Raw genomic sequence first — 21,008 nt, 5'->3', positions numbered from 1 at the left:
ATGAATAGCCCTTCCTCCCTGATGCTGCAGGAAACAGAACAGTCGCCTGCCGTCGTCGCCGGTCTGCTTGAGAAGGAGGCAGGCACCTTTGCGGAGATAGCACGCATTTTCCAGAAGAGCGAACCTGCCGTCATCACGACCGCCGCGCGCGGTTCGTCCGATCATGCGGCGACATTCTTCAAATATCTGATGGAAATCACGATGGGTATTCCGGTAGCATCCATCGGGCCTTCGGTGGCATCGGTCTATGGTTCCAAGCTGAAGCTCAAGAACGGACTGCATTTCACTGTGTCGCAGTCCGGCGCCAGCCCCGACATTGTCGCGGCGCAGGAAGCTGCCAAAAAGGGTGGTGCAACCACAATTGCGGTCGTGAACGTTGTCGATAGCCCGCTTGGCAATGCCGCCGATGTCGTGCTGGCGTTGAACGCCGGTGAAGAAAAGAGTGTTGCCGCAACCAAGTCGTTCATTGCTGCAGTTGCAGCGCTTTCGGGGGTGGTGGCGTCGGCCAGCGGCGATGCAAGCCTGCAGGCCGGGCTGCAACGCCTGCCGGAGGCGCTTTCTGCAACACGGCCCGATGGTCGCGAAGCAGTTGAAAATCTCCTTCTTAATGCCCGCTCGCTTTATACGGGCGGTCGCGGCACGGCCTTTGCGATTGCGCTCGAAGCGGCGCTGAAGGCAAAGGAAACCGCCAACATCCATGCGGAGGCTTTCTCGCTGGCGGAGCTGATGCACGGGCCGATGCGTCTTGTGGAAGAGGGGTTCCCGATCATTTCCTTCCTGCCGCGTGATGAAGCTTTCGACACCAATATGCAGGCCCTGAAGCGACTGCATTCGTTCGGGGCGAGCATTGTGTCGCTGTCCGATGCGGAAACGCCGGGCTTCCGGCTGCCATCGGCAAGCACGGGCAATGCGCATCTCGATCCGCTGGTTTCCCTCATCAATTATTACCGCGTCATTGAAGCGGTCACGCGCCGCAAGGGTTTCGATCCCGACAAGCCGCGCAATCTCAACAAGGTCACGGTGACGGTATGACCAGGAAATCGGCAATAGCAGGCGCGCGCATTTTTGATGGCGAGCGCTTTCATGACCAAAGTGCGCTGGTGTTCAGTGATGGCAAGATCGAGGCCATTGTGCCGGAAGCCTCACTTGGCGAAGCCCATGATGTCGAGCGCCTGAACGGTGGTGTTTTGGCGCCCGGCTTCATCGATGCGCAGGTTAATGGCGGTGGCGGGCGCATGCTGAACGATCAGCCCACGCCCGAGACCATGTTCGTGATTGCCAAGGGGCATCGCAAATATGGAACGACGAGCCTTTTGCCGACGTTGATCACCGATACAACACCGGTACGCGACCACGCCATTGAAGCGGCAATAGAAGCGGTCAAGGCCGACAAGGGCGTTGCCGGTCTCCATCTGGAGGGACCGCATCTGGCCCCGGCACGGAAGGGCGCTCATCTGGCGGAACTGATGCGTCCCGTCAATGATGCCGATATTGCGCTCTATATCCATACGGCAAGGCAGGTAGGGACATTACTGGTCACGCTTGCCGCAGAACAGGTCACACCTGAGCAGGTGCGACGCCTGAGCGAAGGCGGTGTCGTCGTCAGCATCGGCCACAGTGACACTACCGCCGAAGAGGCGTTCAAGCGCTTCGATGCGGGTGCGCGTAGCGTCACCCATCTTTTCAACGCCATGAGCCAGATCGGCCATCGTGCGCCGGGTCTGGCAGGGGCAGCGCTTGACCATCCCGATATCTGGTGCGGCATCGTTGCCGATGGCCACCATGTCGATCCGATGGCGCTGCGGCTTGCCTTGCGGGCGAAGCGGGGAGATGCCCACCTTTTCTTCGTAACGGATGCCATGGCTCTGGTTGGTTCGGACTCTGAAAGCTTCGAAATCAACGGACGTGCTGTCCGTCGTGTGCCGGGCGGCATCTGCTCCAAGCTTGTGCTGGCGGATGGCACCATTGCCGGTTCCGATCTTGATATGGCGTCGGCAGTGCGTTTCGGCGTGGCCGAGTTGGAGCTGACGCTGGCCGAGGCGCTGCGCATGGCGAGCCACTATCCGGCGCGCTATTTGCGTCTCAATGATCGCGGCACGTTCCGTCCCGGCATGCGGATGGATGCAGTCCATCTTGACGACGGGCTGTTTGCGAAAGCCACATGGCTTTCGGGTGAAAAGCAGATAGCAGGGTAAGGCTGATGACGGAAATCACCGATCGTTATTTCAATGATCTGATAGCCCGGCTTTCCGGTCTGCGTGATCGCCTTGCCGAGCCGATGGCCAAAGCCGCCGAGCTCATTGCCACTGCGGCCACGGCGGATCGTCGGGTCTATGTGTTTGGTACCGGCCATTCGCATATGATGGCGGAAGAATTGCATTATCGCGCTGGCGGACTGGCGATTACCGTGCCGATCCTTTGCGGCGCGATCATGCTGCAGGATGGCGCGGTGGCAAGCTCGCATTTTGAGCGGATTGAAGGGGCCGTACTTCCGATTCTCGAGCGCTACGGCATTCGCGAAGGCGACGTGTTGATCGTCGTATCGAATTCCGGCGTCAATGCTGCTCCCATTGAAGCGGCGCGCTTTGCACGGGAGCAGGGGGCCGCCGTCATTGCGGTTACCTCTGTCACCTATTCCAACGCCATCGCCAAAGGCCGCACACAACTGCTTTCTCTGGCCGATGTCGTACTGGATAATGATGCGCCTGCTGGCGATGCGGTGCTGGAAGTCGAAGGCAGTGCTTTGAAGGTCGGCCCGGTTTCGACTGCCCTTGGTGTTACGATCCTCAATGCCATTTTTGCCGATGTCGCGGCAAGGCTGGTGGGTGAGGGCGATGCACCAATTTATCTGAGCGCCAACATGCCGGGCTCCGGCGACGTGAACCGTTCGCTGGTTGCCCGCTACCGTAATCGCAATCCGCATCTTTAAGTGTCTGATCCAAAAGTCGCCACGCCGGTTTGCAAATGGCGATTTCCGCGCTTCCGGTGCTCAGGTACCTTTAAGTACGCTGCGCTCCAGTTCTCGAAATCACCATTTTCGTCACGGTCAGCCGCTTTTTGATTCAGACACGATCAAAATAGAGCAATCTTTCTTCCAAAGTTGCTTGATAGCGCAATCCGGTCAGTGCATTACGCATTCTGGCATGGCGGGGGCCGCATCGTGAACTAGTTTCAAGGCGCGCGCCCTGGCTTGCGCCTTCGAAAATTTGAGGAAGTCCGATGCATAATTTTGTCTTGACCGTCACCTGCAAGTCCACCCGCGGTATCGTTGCCGCGATTTCGGGTTATCTTGCGGGCAAGGGTTGCAACATCATCGATAGCGCCCAGTTTGACGATCTGGACACCGGTCGTTTTTTCATGCGCGTCAGCTTTATCTCCGAAGAAGGCGTCGTTCTCGATGTTCTGCGTGAAGGTTTTGCGCCCGTGGCAGCTCCGTTCGAGATGGAATTTGAATTCCACGACAATGCGCAACGGACTAAAACGCTTCTGATGGTTTCGCGTTTCGGCCATTGCCTGAACGATCTGCTTTATCGCTGGAAGATCGGTGCGTTGCCGATTGATATTGTCGGCGTGGTGTCGAACCATTTCGATTATCAGAAGGTTGTCGTCAATCACGACATTCCGTTCCACCATATCGCCGTCACCAAGGCCAACAAGCCGGAGGCAGAACAGCGCCTCCTGGATATTGTCGATGATACAGGCACGGAGCTGGTGGTTCTTGCCCGTTACATGCAGGTTCTGTCCGATCAGCTCTGCCAGAAGATGTCGGGCAAGATCATCAACATTCATCATTCCTTCCTGCCGTCCTTCAAGGGCGCGAATCCTTACAAGCAGGCTTATGAGCGCGGCGTGAAGTTGATTGGCGCCACGGCGCATTATGTGACCGCAGATCTCGATGAAGGTCCGATCATTGAGCAGGACGTTGCGCGCATTACCCATGCGCAGAGTGCAGCCGATTACGTGTCGATTGGCCGTGATGTCGAAGCGCAGGTTCTGGCACGCGCTGTTCACGCGCATATTCATCACCGTTCGTTTCTCAACGGCAATCGCACAGTCGTATTCCCGGCTAGCCCCGGGTCGTTCGCCTCCGAACGCATGGGGTGATATTGCGGCTCTGGCGGCCTGCAAATCGCGTCTTTTTGCGCTTCCGGTGCTCACGTACTCAAGTACGCTGCGCGCCGGTTCTCAAAAGCCACGATTTTCGGCATGCCATAACCACAATCTCCGCTAATCACTGATGTTGCGTCAATAAAAAACCCCGCCAAAGCGGGGTTTTCTTTTGATCTGTAATAAGATCGATTAGTCGATGTCGAAGGAAACGCCCTGTGCGAGCGGCAGAGCCTTCGAGTAGTTGATTGTGTTGGTTGCGCGGCGCATGTAGCCCTTCCACGCATCCGAACCCGATTCACGACCGCCGCCGGTTTCCTTTTCACCGCCGAATGCGCCGCCGATTTCAGCACCCGAAGTACCGATATTGACGTTTGCAATGCCGCAATCCGAACCTTCAGCCGAGAGGAAACGTTCTGCTTCCTGCAGGTTGAGCGTAAAGATCGAAGAGGACAGGCCTGCGCCGACTTCGTTGTGGCTTGCCAGCACGTCGTCGAAGTCCGAATACTTCATGACATACAGGATCGGCGCGAAGGTTTCTTCGAGAACCGGACCTTCCTGCTTCGGCATTTCGACGATAGCCGGACGCACATAGTAAGCGTTTTCATGGCCAGCATCGACGCGTTCGCCGCCCTGTACCTTGCCGCCGTGAGCAGCAGCTTCCTTAAGCGCCTTCTGCATGTTGTCGAAAGCAACCTTGTCGATCAGCGGACCGACCAGAGCGCTGGTTTCGAGCGGCGAACCAACGGTGACGCTGGCATATGCCTTCTGCAGACGCGGAACGAGAGCGTCGTAAACGCTTTCATGCACGAAGAGGCGACGCAACGTGGTGCAGCGCTGACCGGCGGTGCCCATTGCGCCGAAGGCGATTGCGCGCAGCGCCATGTCGAGATCGGCCGACGGGCAGACGATACCGGCATTGTTGCCGCCGAGCTCGAGAATCGCACGAGCAAAACGCTTGGCAAGGCGCGGACCGACTTCGCGGCCCATGCGGGTCGAACCGGTTGCCGAAACGACTGGAACCTTCGGGCTGTCAACGAGGACTTCACCGATTTCACGGTCACCAAGCAGAAGTAGCGAAATGCCCTCCGGTGCATCGCCGAAACGCTTCAGTGCGCGCTTGAAGATCGCATCGCAGGCAAGAGCGGTCAGAAGGGTCTTTTCAGATGGCTTCCAGACGACCGAGTTGCCGCACACGATTGCCAGAGCGGCATTCCATGACCAGACCGCCACGGGGAAGTTGAAGGCAGAGATAACGCCGACAACGCCGAGTGGATGCCAGGTTTCCATCATGCGATGGCCAGCACGTTCGGTTGCAATGGTGAGGCCGTAAAGCTGGCGCGACAGACCGACTGCGAAATCGCAGATGTCGATCATTTCCTGTACTTCGCCGAGGCCTTCCGAAGGGATCTTGCCAGCTTCGAGCGAAACGAGACGGCCAAGGTCTTCCTTGGAAGCGCGCAGCTCTTCACCAAGCAGACGGATCAGTTCGCCGCGCTTCGGTGCCGGAACGTTGCGCCAGACGCGGAAAGCTTCGTCAGCCTTGTCGATGATCTTGACTGCGTCTTCCTTGCTGTGGGTCTTGACCGCAGCAATCTGTTCGCCCGAAACGGGGCTGAAACCGGCAAGGTCGCCGCCGGTATAGGCGGTGGCATCGACGCCGAGTTTGGAAAGCAGATCGGCGGCTTCCTTCTTCACGTCGATTTTTCTAACAGCGGTGTTCATGGCTTTCCTCTCTGTATGAGTTGTTTGCGCATAATCCTGTCCGAAAAGTCTGCAACTTTTCGGGGTTATGCTTTTATTCTGCCGCTTCGAGGCCCTTCAAACCTGCCTTAACGGCTTCGATGGATTCGTGTTCGATGCGGGCATAGTGCTCGAATTCATTAAGCACTTTCGCACCCAGATCATCCTCGAAACGCTTCTGGTTGGGGCTTTCAACAAATTCCTGTGTGTCGTCGTCGCCCAGATTGGACTGGAATATACCGGCAGCACTTACCGGCAGGAAGTCCTCATAGATGATCGGGTCGAACTGAACCGCACCAGCTTCAATCAGAACCTCAATATCGGTGCCCGGCTTGTAGGCTTCAAGCTTTGCAGCGTCCCTGACCGAATAGGCGAAGTAGCCGAGGCCTTCTTCACGCACGCCAGCCCATGTGTCTGGGAAGGCTGCAAAAGTGTCGCTCAGCGCTTTCACATATTCAGCCGCATTCGAGCCATCCGGAGCAGGGCGCGCAACGGCGCGGGTATCGTTGAGCAGCTTGTCGTAAAGAGCACGGCCCTTCGGCGTAAGTGCTACGCCGCGCTGTTCGATCTCGCCGAAACGGGCAGTGTGCGAGCCCGGCGTCCAGGTGCCATCAGCACTGACAAAGGACACTTCTTCTTCCAGCGCCTTGAACGAGGTCTGACGCAGAAGGATCGGGCACTTGCGGGTTGGCGGGCCTTCGACAACGGCCTTCGGGTTGATGCCGCGATCCGGCATCTGAACCTGCACGGCGTCGATGTCGAGCGTGCGCGGCGTCAGGTGATTGATATGCGGACCCTTGAAAGAGACGACGTCGGCGATCAGGCGGTGCGCGTCATGCAGGCGATGATAAAGTTCGGCGCTGACATTGGCGTGATCGTGCCAGCGGAATGTTTCCAGCACTTCAGCGACAAAAGCTTTTGCGTCGTCGTCGTTGAGGCCGCCTTCGGCTTCAGCCTTTTCGACGAGTGCAATGGCACCACCGGTGAAGATGTTGCGCTTCGACAGGACTTCTTCCGATTCAGCGCGCAGCTTTTCATCGGCGATAAGATCGAGACGCAGGAGCGAGGTAAAGACGCGGAACGGATTATGCTTCAGGGCAGCATCGTCGACCGGGCGAAAGGCAGTCGAGTGAACCGGGACACCAGCGGCGCTAAGATCGTAATAACCGACCGGGAACATACCCATGACCGCAAAGACGCGGCGCATCATCGACAGCTCGGCAGCCGTGCCGAGACGGATTGCGCCGTGGCGTTCTTCCGAGATGCGCTCAAGCGAATCTGTTTCCGTCAGACGTTCATGCAAGTGGCTGTCATCAGCCAGCACTTTGGCATTCACATCGGCGACGAGTTCCATCAATGTGCCATAAGCAGGCACTTCCTGCTTGTACATTGCGGACATTGCCGCCGAGAAGGCAGAACGAATAGCGTCCGGCGAAACGAATTTCTGGTCTTTCATGGCGAAAATTTCCGTCGAGTGGGGCATCTTCGGGTGATGCATGTCGTGCTTGGGAGGAACATGCGTGGATTATGATGAAAATGTATCATATAGACCGTTTTGCGGTTATGCTTGCGACGAAAGCAACTATGTTAATGCGAGAATGGAATGAAGCTGAGCAGACGACTGATCCCTGATATCGCCACGCTGCAGGCATTTGAGTGTGCCGCCCGTCATGGCAGTTTCACGCAGGCTGCGCACGAGCTCAATCTCACCCAGAGCGCGGTCAGCCGTCAGATCAAGGATCTTGAAAGCCAGCTTGGCGTCCTGCTGTTCGAGCGCATCCGCCAGCGCATTCTGCTTTCCGATGCAGGCAGAAAATTTCTACCGGAAGTGCGGCGTCTACTGAACCAGACGGAAGATACGATGTTGCGCGCCATGGCTTCGGCGCAATCAACGTCTTCTTTCAGTGTGGCTACCCTGCCGACATTCGGCACGCGCTGGCTGATGCCGCGCATTTCCGATTTTATCGAAAAGCATCCAGGCATTGCCATCAATGTCGCGTCGCGCTCTGGCGTCTTCGATTTCGAGGAGCAGCCATTCGATCTGGCCATCCATTATGGACAGCCGGTCTGGGCACATGCCACCTGTACCTTTCTGTGTAGTGAAGTCATCGTGCCGGTCGCCAGCCCGAGCCTGTTGAAAGCGCGTCATCCATCGGCACCGGAAGAGCTTGAAAACGAGCCTTTGCTGCATCTTGCGACGCGGCCCAAAATGTGGGCGCAATGGTTTGAAAGCTGCGGTGTTGAGGGACGCTCGGCCTATCGGGGACATCGGTTCGATCAGTTCTCGATGGTCATTGGTGCGGCACTGGCCGGTCTGGGTTTTGCGCTTCTGCCACTTTATCTGATTGAGCAGGAGTTGCTCAGCGGCGAACTGGTCATGCTTTTTGAGAAGCCGATGCGCACCGAGAACGAATATTATCTGGTTGTACCGGAAGGAAAACTGGAGAATCCGTTAACGCAGGTGTTCTGCCAGTGGATTGCCGGGCAGGTGGGCAATACGGATTATTCGATGCTGGTTCATTCCAAACCGGAATGAATTGTTGCGCAAATAACGCTGTCCAACCGGCTTTCGCGGCGTGAAATAGAAACAGTCGGGCAGGGTGCCCGTATTTCACTATTTAAAATGGTTGCTCTCAATGCTGAACGATCCGCGCTCCCATGGTCTTTGGGAAAAGACCGCCCCTGCTGCTCCCAAGACGGCCACGCTGCAAGGTGATCTGACTGCGGATGTGGTGATCGTTGGGGGCGGTTTTACCGGTCTCTCGACAGCTCTGCATCTGGCCGAGAAAGGCACGCGAGCCATCGTCCTCGAAGGTATCGAGATCGGCTATGGCGGTTCGGGCCGCAATGTCGGTCTGGTCAATGCAGGCATGTGGGTCATGCCGGATGATCTGCCCGGCGTGCTTGGCCAGAAATATGGTGACCGGTTGCTTGATGTCCTCGGCAATGCGCCGAAGCTTGTCTTCGAAATCGTTGAGAAGCACAAGATTGCCTGTGAAGTCGAAAAGCAGGGCACGCTTCACTGCGCCGTCGGCAAGAAGGGCCTGAAGGAACTTGAAGACCGCTATGAGCAGTGGGCGCGCCGTGGCGCCGATGTGAAGCTGCTCGACGCCAAGGAAACTGCAGCCAAGGTTGGAACCAAGGCTTATGCCGGATCGCTGCTCGATCTGCGCGCCGGTACGATCCAGCCGCTCGCTTATGTGCGCGGGCTTGCTCATGCGGCCATTGCCGCTGGCGCGACCGTGTTTACCGGAAGCCCGGTGATCGGGGCCGAGGAAAAGAACAGCAAATGGGTGGTCAAGACCGCCAAGGGGTCAGTGACGGCAAACTGGGTCGTTGTGGCGACAAATGCCTACACCAATGCACCATGGCCGGAAGTGCGCGCCGAGCTGGTTCATCTGCCATATTTCAACATGGCCACGAAACCGCTGTCGGATAATATCAAGCGCTCCATATTGCCGGAACGTCAGGGCGTGTGGGACACGAAGGAAGTCCTTTCATCCTTCCGTTTCGACCAGCAGGGTCGCCTTGTCTTCGGAAGCGTTGGTGCGTTGCGCAATACGGGTGCCGCCGTGCACAAGGCATGGGCGAAGAAATCGTTGAAGCGTCTGTTCCCGCAGATCGGCGAAATCGAATTCGAAGCCGAATGGTATGGCAAGATCGGCATGACCGATGACAGCCTGCCGAAATTCCATCGCCTCGCCCGCAATGTGGTTGGGTTCTCCGGTTACAACGGTCGCGGTATCGCGCCGGGAACAGTCTTCGGGAAACTGCTTTCGCAGCTCGTTTCAGGCGAGATCAAAGAAGATGATCTGCCGCTGCCGGTCAGCGATCCGAAAGAGCAGAATTTCCGCAATCTGCGTGAAGCCTATTACGAGGCCGGCGCTCAGGTTGCGCATGTTGCCGAGATCGTTATCTGATCTGTTGATCTTTTCAGCGGGGATGCGTTTACGGTTGTCATAAAACCGCATTGCAATTCCTCTAATGCCATCCGCATCTTCTCCATGCTTGGAGGTACGGATGGCTGTTCGGCAAAACATTCAATGTCTTACAAGCCTTCCGATGGATATGATTCCGCCGGAAGGCTTTTGTTTTCCGGGTTCACGTTGCAGGATGTTTGACAGGTGCACCATGAATGGAAATGATCGTGCCTATCGCCATGGCAGTATCTGCGCGCTATCACTTCGCACGCGTCAGGATTGCACCGGCATCGCTGGTCATGCTGGCGAACATTATACAGAAATTCGAGGAGCGAATCCCATGAACAAGATGCTGAAGCGGGCTGCTGTCGTACCTGCGCTTCTTGCTCTTTCCATCGCCGTGGCACAGGCCGATACGCTGACGCTCTATACGTCGCAACCGGAAGCGGATGCGACCAAGACAGTCGAAGCTTTCCGCAAGGCCAATCCAGATACGGATGTGCAGATTTTCCGTTCCGGTACGAGCGAACTCCTCACCAAGCTTGCAGCCGAGTTTTCGGCTGGCGCGCCGCAGCCTGACGTGCTTCTGATCGCTGATGCGGTGACGATGGAAGGTCTCAAGAAGGACAAGCGCCTGCTCGCCTATCCGGAAGCCAAGGTCGATGGTTTTGCTGCAGATAGCTATGACGCCGACAAGACCTATTTCGGCTCCAAGCTGATCACCACCGGCATCGCCTATAATATGGGTGCGACGCAGAAACCTGAACATTGGGCTGATCTCGCCAAGGCCGACTATAAGGGGCAGGTTGTCATGCCGAGCCCGCTTTATTCGGGCGCTGCTGCCTATCTCCTGAGCGGTTTCGCGCTCAACAAGGATCTCGGCTGGGATTATTTCAAGAACCTCAAGGCCAATGAACTGGCAAGCGTCAAGGGCAATGGCGCAGTGCTGAAGTCGGTTGCGAGTGGCGAAAAGCCATATGGCATTCTTGTTGACTTTATGGCGCTCAATGCCAAAGCCAAGGGTTCGCCGATCGAGTTCGTTTTCCCGTCGGAAGGTGTGCCTGCCGTAACCGAACCAGTTGCGATCATGGCCACCGCCAAGAATGTCGACGGTGCCAAGAAGTTCGTTGATTTCATCCTGTCGGATGATGGCCAGAAGCTGGCACTTGAGCAGGGCTATCTGCCTGCCAAGGACGGCGTCGGTCGCCCTGCATGGCTGCCAGAAGGCACCAAGATCAGCATCATGTCTATCGACACCCAGAAGGTTCTCGATCAGACTGATGCCGACAAGAAGCAGTTCTCCGAGCTGTTTGGCGGATAAAAAGCGAAAATGCGAATGTTTCGAGATATTCAGGGCCGTGATACGGCCCTGATTGTTGGTGTAACGCTGATTGTTGCGGTGCTGTCGCTTCTACCGATGGCGCGTCTGCTTGTTGAGCTTGTTGCGCCGCAGGGACAGCTTTCGACATCCGTTCTTTCCGAAACATTGAGCAGCCGCTCGACATGGGTTGCCACATGGCATTCTTTGCAGATCGGTATTGGCGGCACGCTGCTGGCGCTGGTGTTTGGCATTGTTGCGGCGTTGCTCGTCGGTCTCACAGATATGCGCGGGCGCAACGTCTTCGTGCTTTTCTATGTGACCCCGCTGCTGATCGCCCCGCAGGTAACAGCGCTGGCCTGGCTCCAGCTTTTCGGGCCTTCCAGCCAATTCCTCAAGATCATCGGCATGGCGCCGCCGCTGGGAAGCCGCAATCCGCTTTATTCCGTCTGGGGCATTATCTTTCTGCTTGGCGTGCAATATGGACCGCTGGTCTTTCTGATTGTACGGGCGGGCCTGCGCAAACTCCCACGCGAGTTGGTCGAAGCGGGTCTGAGTGCCGGTGCCAGCAAATGGACCGTTCTGCGCACCATCATCCTGCCGCTGATGACGCCATCGATCATCGGTGCTGCCGCCTTGGCCTTTGTGTCGTGTGTCGGCAATTTCGGTATTCCCGCGTTTCTGGGAATTCCATCGAACTATCTCGTTTTGCCAACGCTGATTTATCAGCGTCTTGCGGGCGGTGGGCCAGCCGTCCTGTCCAGCGTCGCCGTGCTTTCGGTGCTGATCGGTCTGATCGCCATGGCAGGGATCGCCGCGCAGGATTATGCCTCACGCCGTCGCGATTTCCGCATTGTTTCAACCTCGCTTCCAGCCGCGCCTTTTGCGCTTGGCGCATGGCGTGTGTGGGCGGAACTGGCTGCATGGTTGTCGATCGTGATCGTGCTGCTTCTGCCGCTGATCGGATTATCGCTTTCCGCGCTGGTTCCGGCCTATGGCGTGCCGCTTACATTTGCGACAGCAACACTTGAAAATTTCCGCTTTGTCATGCTTGAACACAGCGGATCAGCCCGCGCTTTTGGCAACAGTATTCTGCTGTCGGTGGTTACGGCGGGTTTTGCTGTGCTGATTGCGGTTCCGCTTGCCTATATGCTGGCATGGCGCAAGCGGCGCTGGACTCCGATCCTCAACTTTGCAGCCGAGATGCCTTACGCGCTGCCGGGCGTTGTGCTGGCAATCGCCTGTCTGCTGATGTTCTTAAAGCCACTGCCGGTGGTCGGTGTCAGCCTCTATAATACCCTCTGGATCATTCTGTTTGCCTATCTTGCGCGCTTCTTCGTGCTGGCGCTGCGGCCAACGGTTGCCGGCCTGCACCAGATAGACCGTGCGTTGGAAGAAGCCGCGCGAGTGGCGGGAGCGGGGCTTTTCTACCGACTGCGGACTATTATATTTCCTCTTGTCGCGCCAGCGACGCTTGCAGGCGGCGTGCTCATTTTCATGACCGCATTCTGTGAGCTGACGGTTTCAGCGCTACTATGGGCGTCGGGATCGGAAACGCTGGGCGTGGTGATGTTTTCTTTCGAACAGGCGGGCGATTCCGCTTATGCGGCTGCCATATCCATTCTGGCCGTTGCGGTGACATTCATGCTGATGCTTGCAACAAATCTGTTTGCGCGGCGTCTTCCAAACGGGGTGCTGCCATGGCGCGACTGAAAATCGCTTCTGTTTCCAAGGCCTTCAACGAGTTTCAGGCCCTGTCTGAAGTGTCGCTTGATGTGAAGGACGGCGAGTTTGTTGCCATTCTCGGACCATCCGGCTGCGGCAAGACCACGCTTTTGCGGATGATTGCAGGTTTTGAAGATGTTGACGGCGGCGAAATCCATATTGGTGACAGCCGCGTTTCCCATGTTGACGGTAGCGTGCCACCTGAGAAGCGTCAGGTCGGCATCGTGTTCCAGAATTATGCGCTCTGGCCGCATATGACGGTGGCCGAGAATGTCGGCTACAGCCTGCGCGTGGCCAAAATCGCCAAGGCCGAGCGCGAACGCCGGGTCAAGGAAGCACTGGCGCTGGTCGATCTTGACGGTTTCGGTGATCGCCGTCCGGCCAATCTTTCGGGTGGTCAGCGGCAGCGTGTGGCTTTGGCCCGCTGTCTGGTGGCAGCCCCTTCGCTGGTATTGTTTGACGAACCGCTTGCCAATCTCGATGTGCATTTGCGGGCTTCGATGGAAGATGAGTTCGCGGCTTTCCACAAGCGTACCGGCACGACGATTATCTACATCACGCATGACCAGGCCGAGGCCATGGCGCTTGCTGACCGGATTGCGGTTCTCGATCACGGCAAGCTTCAGCAGTTCGATACGCCGCGCAAGCTTTACGAAGAACCGGCCAGCGAAATGGTTGCGTCCTTCATCGCGCATGGCATGGTTCTGCCTGCGGAGGTCGTGTCTTTTGCGCAAGCGGGACATTGCGAGGCGCTGGTGCTGGGAAGCCGCGCGCAGGTGCGTTGTTCTGGCATTGAAATGCCGCGCGCCAATGCGCAGCTCTGCGTTCGCGCAGAAGATCTGGCATTGACCGAAATCGGCGGCATCCCTGTGCGGGTCAAGCGTTCGGTCTATCGCGGTGGCGGCTCGCGCATCGAGGCACATCCGCTCACCAAGCCAGATATTCACTTGCATTTTGAAGTGCGCGATCCGGTAAGACTGGAAGAAGGCGACGAGGTTCGCATCGCCATTCGCGGTGGCTGGATCATTCCCACCGATGAAATGCCGGTGAGAAAAGTCTCAACCGGCTTTCCAATCGGGAATAAGATCTGAAGCGCCAGGCAGAATGATAACAGCTTGAAGAGACCCTCATCCTGAGGGGCTCCTTGAGCTTTGCGAAAGGAGCCGTCTCGAAGGACGAGGGGCGGTTTGCGTTTGCTGACGTGTTTTCCCTCGCCCTTCGAGACGCCGTTTTCAACGGCTCCTCAGGATGAGGAAAAACGGGCGTTTTGGATAAGCGGCAGCTTATTTCTTCTTCATCGCTTCCAGAAGGGCTGCACCGAAGCCGCCGGTTGACGGCTGTTCCTGTTTGCGCGGAGCGAAGTTTTGCTTCTGTGCAGGTTTCGTGTCGCGCTGCGCGTTGTTACGCGGTGCTGGGGCTTCGCCACCATCTTTGCGCATTGTCAGGCCGATGCGCTTGCGTGGCAGATCCACTTCCGTCACACGCACTTTCACCACATCGCCAGCCTTGACCACTTCATGCGGGTCTTTGACGAAGCGGTCGGCGAGTTGCGAGACATGGACAAGCCCGTCTTGATGCACGCCGATATCGACAAAGGCACCAAAGGCAGCAACGTTTGTGACGGTGCCTTCAAGCATCATGCCAGGTTTCAGGTCCTTGATGTCATCGATGCCGTCGGCAAAGGTCGCGGTCTTGAATTCAGGACGTGGATCGCGGCCCGGCTTGTCAAGCTCGGCAATGATGTCACGCACGGTTGGCAGACCAAAACGCTCATCGACAAAGACGCGTGGATCAAGCGCCTTGAGCGCTACGCTATCGCCCATGAGGCTGCGCACATCGCGACCGCAGGCAGCAACGATTTTCTTGGCAACGCCATAGGCTTCCGGGTGAACGGAAGATGCATCGAGCGGCTCTGTGCCGTTCGCAATACGCAGGAAGCCTGCGCATTGTTCAAACGCGCGGTTGCCGAGGCGCGCGACTTTCAAAAGTTCCTTGCGGTTCTTGAAAGCACCGGCGTCATCGCGATGTGCAACAATTGCTTCGGCGAGAGACTTTCCGAGACCCGACACACGCGCCAGCAGCGAAGCAGAAGCCGTGTTGAGATCAACGCCGACCGCGTTCACGGCATCTTCGACCACCGCATCGAGCGAACGCGCCAGACGCGATTGATCGACATCATGCTGATACTGACCAACGCCGATGGATTTCGGTTCGATCTTCACGAGTTCCGCCAAAGGGTCCTGCAGGCGGCGGGCGATGGAAACGGCACCGCGCAGCGATACGTCGAGCTGCGGAAATTCGTTCGCTGCGGCTTCTGACGCCGAATAGACTGATGCACCTGCTTCCGACACGATGACTTTCAGCGGTTTTGGCGCTGGAAGGTCGTTGAGCATATCCACGACGAGCCGTTCGGTTTCGCGGCTGCCTGTGCCGTTGCCGATGGCAATCAGCTCGATCTTGTGTTTGCGGATCAGGCTTGCAAGCTCGGCCTGGGTGCCGCGCACATCGTTCTTTGGCGGGAATGGATAGACCGTGGTGGTGTCGAGCAGTTTGCCAGTGCCATCGACGATTGCGACTTTCACGCCAGTGCGGATGCCCGGATCGAGGCCCATGGTGGCGCGGGAGCCTGCAGGGGCGGCTAACAGCAGGTCTTTGAGGTTGCGGGCGAAGACGTTGATGGCTTCTTCCTCGGCGCGTTCACGCAGGTCGCGCATGAGATCAAGTGACAACGAGAGCGAGAGCTTGACGCGCCACGCCCAGCCTGCAACTTCCATCAGCCAGCGGTCGCCGGGCAGGGTTGCGCCGATATTATAGGCGGCTGCAATTTTGCGTTCGACCGGCTTTACAGGTGAGGTGTCGTCGGCGTCGATTTCAATGTCGAGCGACAGAAAATCCTCGTTGCGTCCGCGCAGCATGGCCAGAGCGCGGTGGCCTGCAACATTTGCCCAGCGTTCAAAATGGTCGAAATAATCGGAGAACTTCGTGCCTGCGTCCTGTTTGCCATCGACAACGCGCGAGCGCAGTACGGCGCGATCTTTGAGATAGTTGCGCAGATTGCCGATCAGTTCGGCGTTTTCAGCAAAGCCTTCGGCGATGATGTCGCGCGCGCCTTCAAGGGCTGCTTTCACATCTGCAACTTCACCGGTGACATATTGCGCAGCAATCTCTGCGGGGACCAGCCTGCGGTCGGTGAGAATGGCTTCGGCAAGCGGTCCAAGACCGCGTTCGCGGGCGATCTCCGCTTTGGTGCGGCGCTTGGGCTTGTAGGGAAGATAAAGATCTTCAAGCTCGGCCTTGGTCTGAACGCCTGCGATCTTAAGTTCAAGCTCAGGCGTGAGCTTTCCCTGGCCGCCGATCGATTCCATGATCGAGGTGCGGCGTGTTTCAAGTTCGCGCAGATAGGCGAGGCGTTCGGAAAGCTGACGCAATTGCGTGTCATCAAGCCCGCCGGTGACTTCCTTGCGGTAACGGGCGACGAAAGGCACTGTCGCGCCTTCGTCCAGCAAGCCGATTGCTGCCAGTGCCTGATCCGGCTTTGCGTTGATTTCCGCCGCGATGATCCCGGCAATGCGCTTGGTAATGTCCGCCATGTAATTTCCAATTCTCAACTGTCACGCCGAACATAGTCGGATGTCGGTTCGGCGCAATCAAGGCAGTAACGACGTTCCACAGGAAAGGCTTCGGTTTTCCCGTTCACGGCGATGTGAACGAGCGGCCTCTTTTTAAATCGGATTCAATCAATACTTATATCGGGAAATGACGATACGTATCAGAAGATCAGCGAGGTGACTGCGATGTCGGATGTTCAGCCTATACCTATGGACGAGATACTCAAGGCGCTCGCTAATCCTGTGCGTCTTGACATTTTGAGCTGGCTCAAGGAACCGGAGAACCATTTCTCTGGTCAGCACATGCCTCTGGAGATGGGCGTGTGCGCGGGCCAGTTCGAACGGTGCGGCCTCTCCCAGTCGTCCGTTTCTGCCCATTTGTCTGTGCTGACGAAAGCGGGTCTGATTACGCCCCATCGCGTCGGCCAATGGACCTTCTACAAACGCGATGAGGAGGCGATAGCCGCCTTGCTCAAATCACTGTCCGATCTTTAATCCATCCTGAAACGATCTTTCCCACTTGAAGGAAATGCATCCATGGCCACATTGTTCGATCCAGTCACCATCGGTGATTTAAAGCTTGCCAATCGCATCGTCATGGCCCCCCTGACGCGCAATCGCTCGCCCCGCGCTGTGCCAAACGACCTCAACGTCACCTATTATGAACAGCGCGCAAGTGCTGGTCTCATCATCACCGAGGCAACGCCGATCAGCCATCAGGGGCAGGGCTATGCCGATGTGCCGGGTCTTTACTCCGATGAGCAGCTTGCTGGCTGGAAGCGTGTAACCGACGCTGTTCATAGCGCAGGCGGCAAGATCGTCGTGCAGATGTGGCATGTGGGCCGTATTTCGCACGACAGCCTGCAGCCAAATGGCGGCAAGCCAGTAGCGCCTTCGGCCATCACGGCCAAGTCGAAGACCTATCTCGTGCATCCGGACGGCACCGGCGAATTTGCGCCGACGTCCGAACCACGTGCACTGGACAAGAGCGAGCTTCCGGAAATCGTCGCCACCTATGGCAAGGCGGCCAAGGATGCGGTTGAAGTGGCCGGTTTCGACGGTGTGGAAATCCACGCTGCAAACGGCTATCTGATCGATCAGTTCCTGCGTTCAGGCAGCAATCACCGCACCGATGAATATGGTGGCTCGATTGAAAACCGTGCTCGCTTCCTGTTCGAAGTCGTTGACGCCGTGACGAAGGCGGTCGGTGCTGGAAAGGTTGGTATCCGTCTTTCGCCTGTGACGCCTGCCAATGATGCATCGGATTCCGATCCGCAGCCGCTGTTTGATTATGTGCTCGAAAAGCTTGCTTCTTACGGTCTTGCATATGTTCACATCATCGAAGGTGCGACCGGCGGCCCACGCGATTTCCAGCAGGGTCCGCAGCCATTCGATTATGCGCGTCTCAAGCAGGTCTATCGCGATGCCGGTGGCGAAGCTGCCTGGATGGTCAATAATGGCTATGATCGCGAACTGGCTGAACAGGAAATCGAAAGCGGCCGCGCTGATGTGGTTGCCTTTGGCAAACCGTTCATCTCAAATCCTGATCTTGTCCGTCGTTTGAAGGACAATTCACCACTCAACGAGCTGGATCAACAGCATATGTATGGCGGTGGCGCCAAGGGTTACACGGATTATCCGATCCTTGCTTAGGGTCTGTTCCTAAAGCCGCCATGCCGGTCTGCAATTGGCAATTTGTCTGCGTTCCGATGCTCATGTACCCAAAAGTACACTCCACTTCGGTACTCGAAAATCACCATTTTCGCCACGACCTGCCGCTTTTTGATTCAGACACTTAATAATAAAATAAAAAAGCTCGGCGAATCGCCGGGCTTTTTTATTAAAGACGCGCGCGCGTTGATCGCGGCGTTGCCAGCAGAAGATTGGTTTCGCTGGCCTTGATGCCCGGCACCAGCCTGATGCGACGCAGTACGGCATCAAAATCGGTGAGCGTGGCAGCGCCCAGTTCCACCACAAGGTCGAAACGGCCATTGGTGGTGTGGACGGCTGAAACTTCCGAAAAACCGCCAAGCGCCTTCACGACACGGTCGGCGACATTGCCTTCGATTTCGATCATCATGATACCGCGTACCGGCAGATCGACCGCATCGGACCGCAGGATCACTGTATAGCCGATGATGTCACCGGAATTTTCCAGGCGCTCCATGCGCGCTCGCACGGTGGCTCGTGAAACGCCGAGATCGATTGCAATATCCGAAATGCTGCGTCGTCCATTGTGGCGCAAAAGCGTAATCAGCTTTTCATCCAGATCGTCCATGTTTTCTCCATTTTGAAAAGCCAATCCGACATTCTGATAAACCAAACCGTTAAAATTGCCAATCCGGTTGCTTCACATCGCCAAGCGTAAATGGTCAATCTATGACAATAATTTCTCTGGAGTAGCACTTTATGCATTGCAAGATTTTGGGATTGCCGGTTCAAGAAGGCACGGGTCATCTGGGCTGCAATATGGGGCCGGACGGTTATCGTGCCGCTGGTATTGCGGATGCAATTCGCGAACTCGGCCACGAGTTTACCGATCTCGGCAATTTGGCCCCGGCTGAACTGCGCCCGCTGACTCATCCCAATCCTGTAATCAAGGCTTTGCCGCAGGCTGTTGCCTGGATTGAAGCAATTAGTGAAGCCGCTTATCGTGAAAGCGAAGAGGGTTTTCCGATCTTCCTCGGCGGGGATCATCTGCTCGCAGCAGGTACCGTTCCGGGCATCGCACGCCGTGCCGCTGAAAAGGGTCGCAAGCAATTTGTGCTGTGGCTGGATGCGCATACGGATTTCCATACTCTGGAAACGACGGGCAGCGGCAATCTGCATGGCACGCCTGTTGCCTATTACACGGGACAAAAGGGCTTTGAGGGTTATTTCCCGGCTCTTGCAGCACCGATTGATCCCGCCAATGTTTGCATGATGGGTATTCGCAGTGTTGATCCGGCAGAACGTACTGCGATCAAGCAGACCGAAGTTGCCGTCTATGACATGCGCCTCATCGATGAGCATGGTGTGGCAGCCCTGTTGCGCCGCTTCCTGCAGCGCGTGAAGGACGAAAACGGCCTTCTGCACGTCAGCCTCGATGTCGATTTCCTTGAGCCGTCGATTGCGCCCGCTGTCGGCACCACGGTTCCGGGCGGCGCGACCTTCCGTGAAGCGCATCTCATCATGGAAATGCTGCATGACAGCGATCTGGTGACGAGCCTTGATCTCGTCGAGCTGAACCCGTTTCTCGATGAACGCGGACGTACCGCTACTGTGATGGTCGACCTGATGGCGAGCTTGCTGGGCCGCAGCGTCATGGATCGCCCAACCATCAATTACTGAAATCAGGAGGCCGCATTCGTAAAGCGCCGGATGGGTTCATCCGGTGGTAGAATGCTCAAGCTATTTGTATTACGCGCATCTTGTTCCGAAAACCGCTTCGCACTTTTCGGGATGCGCTCAAGGAGCAATAATGACCCAACCAAACCTCAATATCGTCCCCTTCGTCAGCGTCGATCATATGATGAAGCTGGTGCTGTCCGTTGGCGTGGAAACCTTCCTCAAGGAACTCGCCGACTATGTCGAAGAAGATTTCCGCCGCTGGGAAAACTTCGACAAGACGCCGCGTGTGGCTTCGCACTCGAAGGAAGGCGTGATTGAGCTGATGCCGACGAGCGACGGTACGCTCTACGGCTTCAAATATGTGAATGGCCACCCGAAGAACACGCGTGAAGGTCTCCAGACCGTTACGGCATTCGGCGTTCTTGCCGATGTGGGCAGCGGCTATCCGATGCTGCTGACCGAAATGACCATCCTCACCGCACTGCGCACTGCCGCGACTTCGGCAGTTGCTGCAAAGCATCTGGCCCCGAAGAATTCCAGCACGATGGCCATCATCGGCAATGGCGCGCAGAGTGAATTCCAGGCGCTGGCTTTCAAGGCGCTGCTCGGCGTCGACAAGCTGCGTCTCTACGATCTTGATCCGGAAGCGACTGCCAAGTGCATGCGCAACCTGCAAGGCGCCGGTTTCAACATCGTTGCCTGCAAGACAGTCGAAGAGGCTGTCGAGGGTGCGGACATCATCACGACCGTGACCGCTGACAAGGCGAATGCGACGATCCTGACCGACAACATGGTTGGCGCTGGCGTGCACATCAATGCGGTTGGCGGCGATTGCCCCGGCAAGACGGAACTGCACGGCGATATTCTGCGTCGTTCGGACATCTTCGTCGAATATCCGCCGCAGACCCGCATCGAAGGCGAAATCCAGCAGCTGCCGGAAGATTATCCGGTCAAGGAGCTTTGGGAAGTCATCACCGGCAAGATCGCCGGACGCAACGATGCTCGCCAGATTACGCTGTTCGATTCGGTCGGCTTTGCGACAGAGGATTTTTCGGCTCTACGCTATGTGCGTGACAAGCTGAAGGACACCGGCTTCTACGAAAAGCTGGATCTTCTTGCCGATCCAGATGAGCCGCGGGATCTCTACGGCATGCTGCTGCGTCACGAAAAGCTGCTGGAAGGCGAAAAGACCAAGCCAGCGGCCTGATCCGATCTTTTGACCAGCTTCCACTTTTGGAAGATGGGCTCTACCTGTTG

The 21,008-nt window shown here is 56.9% G+C and carries 18 protein-coding genes; 14 read left to right on the top strand and 4 right to left on the bottom strand.

The annotated features are described in order from the left end of the window. The 4 genes from MKS82_RS16940 to purU all read left to right on the top strand — a co-directional run bounded on the left by MKS82_RS16940 (position 1) and on the right by purU (position 4,104). Entirely contained in the window at positions 1-1,032 is a 1,032-nt protein-coding gene (locus tag MKS82_RS16940) for an SIS domain-containing protein (protein ID WP_240579013.1), read from the top strand. Further along, positions 1,029-2,195 (top strand): N-acetylglucosamine-6-phosphate deacetylase, encoded by a 1,167-nt coding sequence (nagA, locus tag MKS82_RS16935; protein ID WP_109987300.1) that lies wholly within the window; start codon positions 1,029-1,031, stop codon positions 2,193-2,195. The genes MKS82_RS16940 and nagA overlap by 4 nt, the downstream gene beginning before the upstream one ends. 5 nt (positions 2,196-2,200) lie before the next feature. Then, complete coding sequence (locus MKS82_RS16930) at positions 2,201-2,929, top strand: SIS domain-containing protein (protein ID WP_109987299.1); 729 nt, start codon at positions 2,201-2,203, stop codon at positions 2,927-2,929. A gap of 290 nt (positions 2,930-3,219) precedes the next feature. Then, complete coding sequence (purU, locus tag MKS82_RS16925) at positions 3,220-4,104, top strand: formyltetrahydrofolate deformylase (protein WP_176036747.1); 885 nt, start codon at positions 3,220-3,222, stop codon at positions 4,102-4,104. A gap of 195 nt (positions 4,105-4,299) precedes the next feature. On the opposite strand, the gene amaB is transcribed toward purU, so the two are convergent. Next, complete coding sequence (gene amaB, locus MKS82_RS16920; protein ID WP_109987296.1) at positions 4,300-5,832, bottom strand: L-piperidine-6-carboxylate dehydrogenase; 1,533 nt, start codon at positions 5,830-5,832, stop codon at positions 4,300-4,302. Positions 5,833-5,905: 73 nt separating this feature from the next. Next, on the bottom strand, positions 5,906-7,306 hold the full coding sequence (hglS, locus tag MKS82_RS16915; RefSeq protein WP_109987295.1) for a 2-oxoadipate dioxygenase/decarboxylase HglS: 1,401 nt from the start codon (positions 7,304-7,306) through the stop codon (positions 5,906-5,908). 147 nt (positions 7,307-7,453) lie between these two features. Between hglS and MKS82_RS16910 the strand changes: the two genes are divergently transcribed. From MKS82_RS16910 to MKS82_RS16890, 6 genes are all read left to right on the top strand, one after another. Beyond that, a complete protein-coding gene (locus tag MKS82_RS16910) occupies positions 7,454-8,386 on the top strand; it encodes a LysR family transcriptional regulator (protein ID WP_061345843.1) in 933 nt (310 codons plus the stop codon). A gap of 100 nt (positions 8,387-8,486) precedes the next feature. Beyond that, on the top strand, positions 8,487-9,770 hold the full coding sequence (locus tag MKS82_RS16905; RefSeq protein WP_240579012.1) for an NAD(P)/FAD-dependent oxidoreductase: 1,284 nt from the start codon (positions 8,487-8,489) through the stop codon (positions 9,768-9,770). 215 nt (positions 9,771-9,985) lie between these two features. Next, entirely contained in the window at positions 9,986-10,114 is a 129-nt protein-coding gene (locus MKS82_RS29540; RefSeq protein ID WP_268878402.1) for a hypothetical protein, read from the top strand. Beyond that, complete coding sequence (locus MKS82_RS16900; RefSeq protein ID WP_109987373.1) at positions 10,111-11,091, top strand: ABC transporter substrate-binding protein; 981 nt, start codon at positions 10,111-10,113, stop codon at positions 11,089-11,091. The genes MKS82_RS29540 and MKS82_RS16900 overlap by 4 nt, the downstream gene beginning before the upstream one ends. A 9-nt stretch (positions 11,092-11,100) precedes the next feature. Further along, positions 11,101-12,801: an ABC transporter permease gene (locus MKS82_RS16895; protein WP_109987293.1), complete on the top strand. Its 1,701-nt coding sequence runs from the start codon at positions 11,101-11,103 to the stop codon at positions 12,799-12,801. After that, entirely contained in the window at positions 12,789-13,904 is a 1,116-nt protein-coding gene (locus MKS82_RS16890; protein ID WP_109987292.1) for an ABC transporter ATP-binding protein, read from the top strand. The genes MKS82_RS16895 and MKS82_RS16890 overlap by 13 nt, the downstream gene beginning before the upstream one ends. Positions 13,905-14,096: 192 nt before the next feature. Here MKS82_RS16890 and MKS82_RS16885 read toward each other — a convergent pair whose 3' ends face one another. Next, positions 14,097-16,403, bottom strand: coding sequence for a Tex family protein (locus MKS82_RS16885; protein WP_109987291.1), 2,307 nt, complete (start codon positions 16,401-16,403; stop codon positions 14,097-14,099). Between the two features lie 204 nt (positions 16,404-16,607). On the opposite strand from MKS82_RS16885, the gene MKS82_RS16880 reads away from it, so the two are divergent. Further along, complete coding sequence (locus MKS82_RS16880) at positions 16,608-16,916, top strand: ArsR/SmtB family transcription factor (RefSeq protein WP_109987372.1); 309 nt, start codon at positions 16,608-16,610, stop codon at positions 16,914-16,916. 42 nt (positions 16,917-16,958) lie between these two features. Continuing rightward, positions 16,959-18,074, top strand: coding sequence for an alkene reductase (locus MKS82_RS16875; RefSeq protein ID WP_109987290.1), 1,116 nt, complete (start codon positions 16,959-16,961; stop codon positions 18,072-18,074). Between the two features lie 187 nt (positions 18,075-18,261). Here MKS82_RS16875 and MKS82_RS16870 read toward each other — a convergent pair whose 3' ends face one another. After that, positions 18,262-18,699, bottom strand: coding sequence for an Lrp/AsnC family transcriptional regulator (locus MKS82_RS16870; RefSeq protein ID WP_061345848.1), 438 nt, complete (start codon positions 18,697-18,699; stop codon positions 18,262-18,264). A 131-nt stretch (positions 18,700-18,830) separates the two neighbouring features. Here MKS82_RS16870 and rocF point away from each other — a divergent pair, with 131 nt between their 5' ends. Both rocF and MKS82_RS16860 read left to right on the top strand, forming a co-directional pair. After that, entirely contained in the window at positions 18,831-19,751 is a 921-nt protein-coding gene (gene rocF / locus MKS82_RS16865) for an arginase (protein WP_240579011.1), read from the top strand. Positions 19,752-19,881: 130 nt separating this feature from the next. Next, entirely contained in the window at positions 19,882-20,958 is a 1,077-nt protein-coding gene (locus tag MKS82_RS16860) for an ornithine cyclodeaminase (protein ID WP_109987289.1), read from the top strand. Positions 20,959-21,008: the final 50 nt, after the last annotated feature.

The sequence above is a fragment of the Ochrobactrum sp. A-1 genome (assembly GCF_022488005.1).
GTDB lineage: Bacteria > Pseudomonadota > Alphaproteobacteria > Rhizobiales > Rhizobiaceae > Brucella.
Note: the sequence above shows the minus strand (reverse complement) of the source record. Positions and strands in the feature narration are given on the sequence as shown.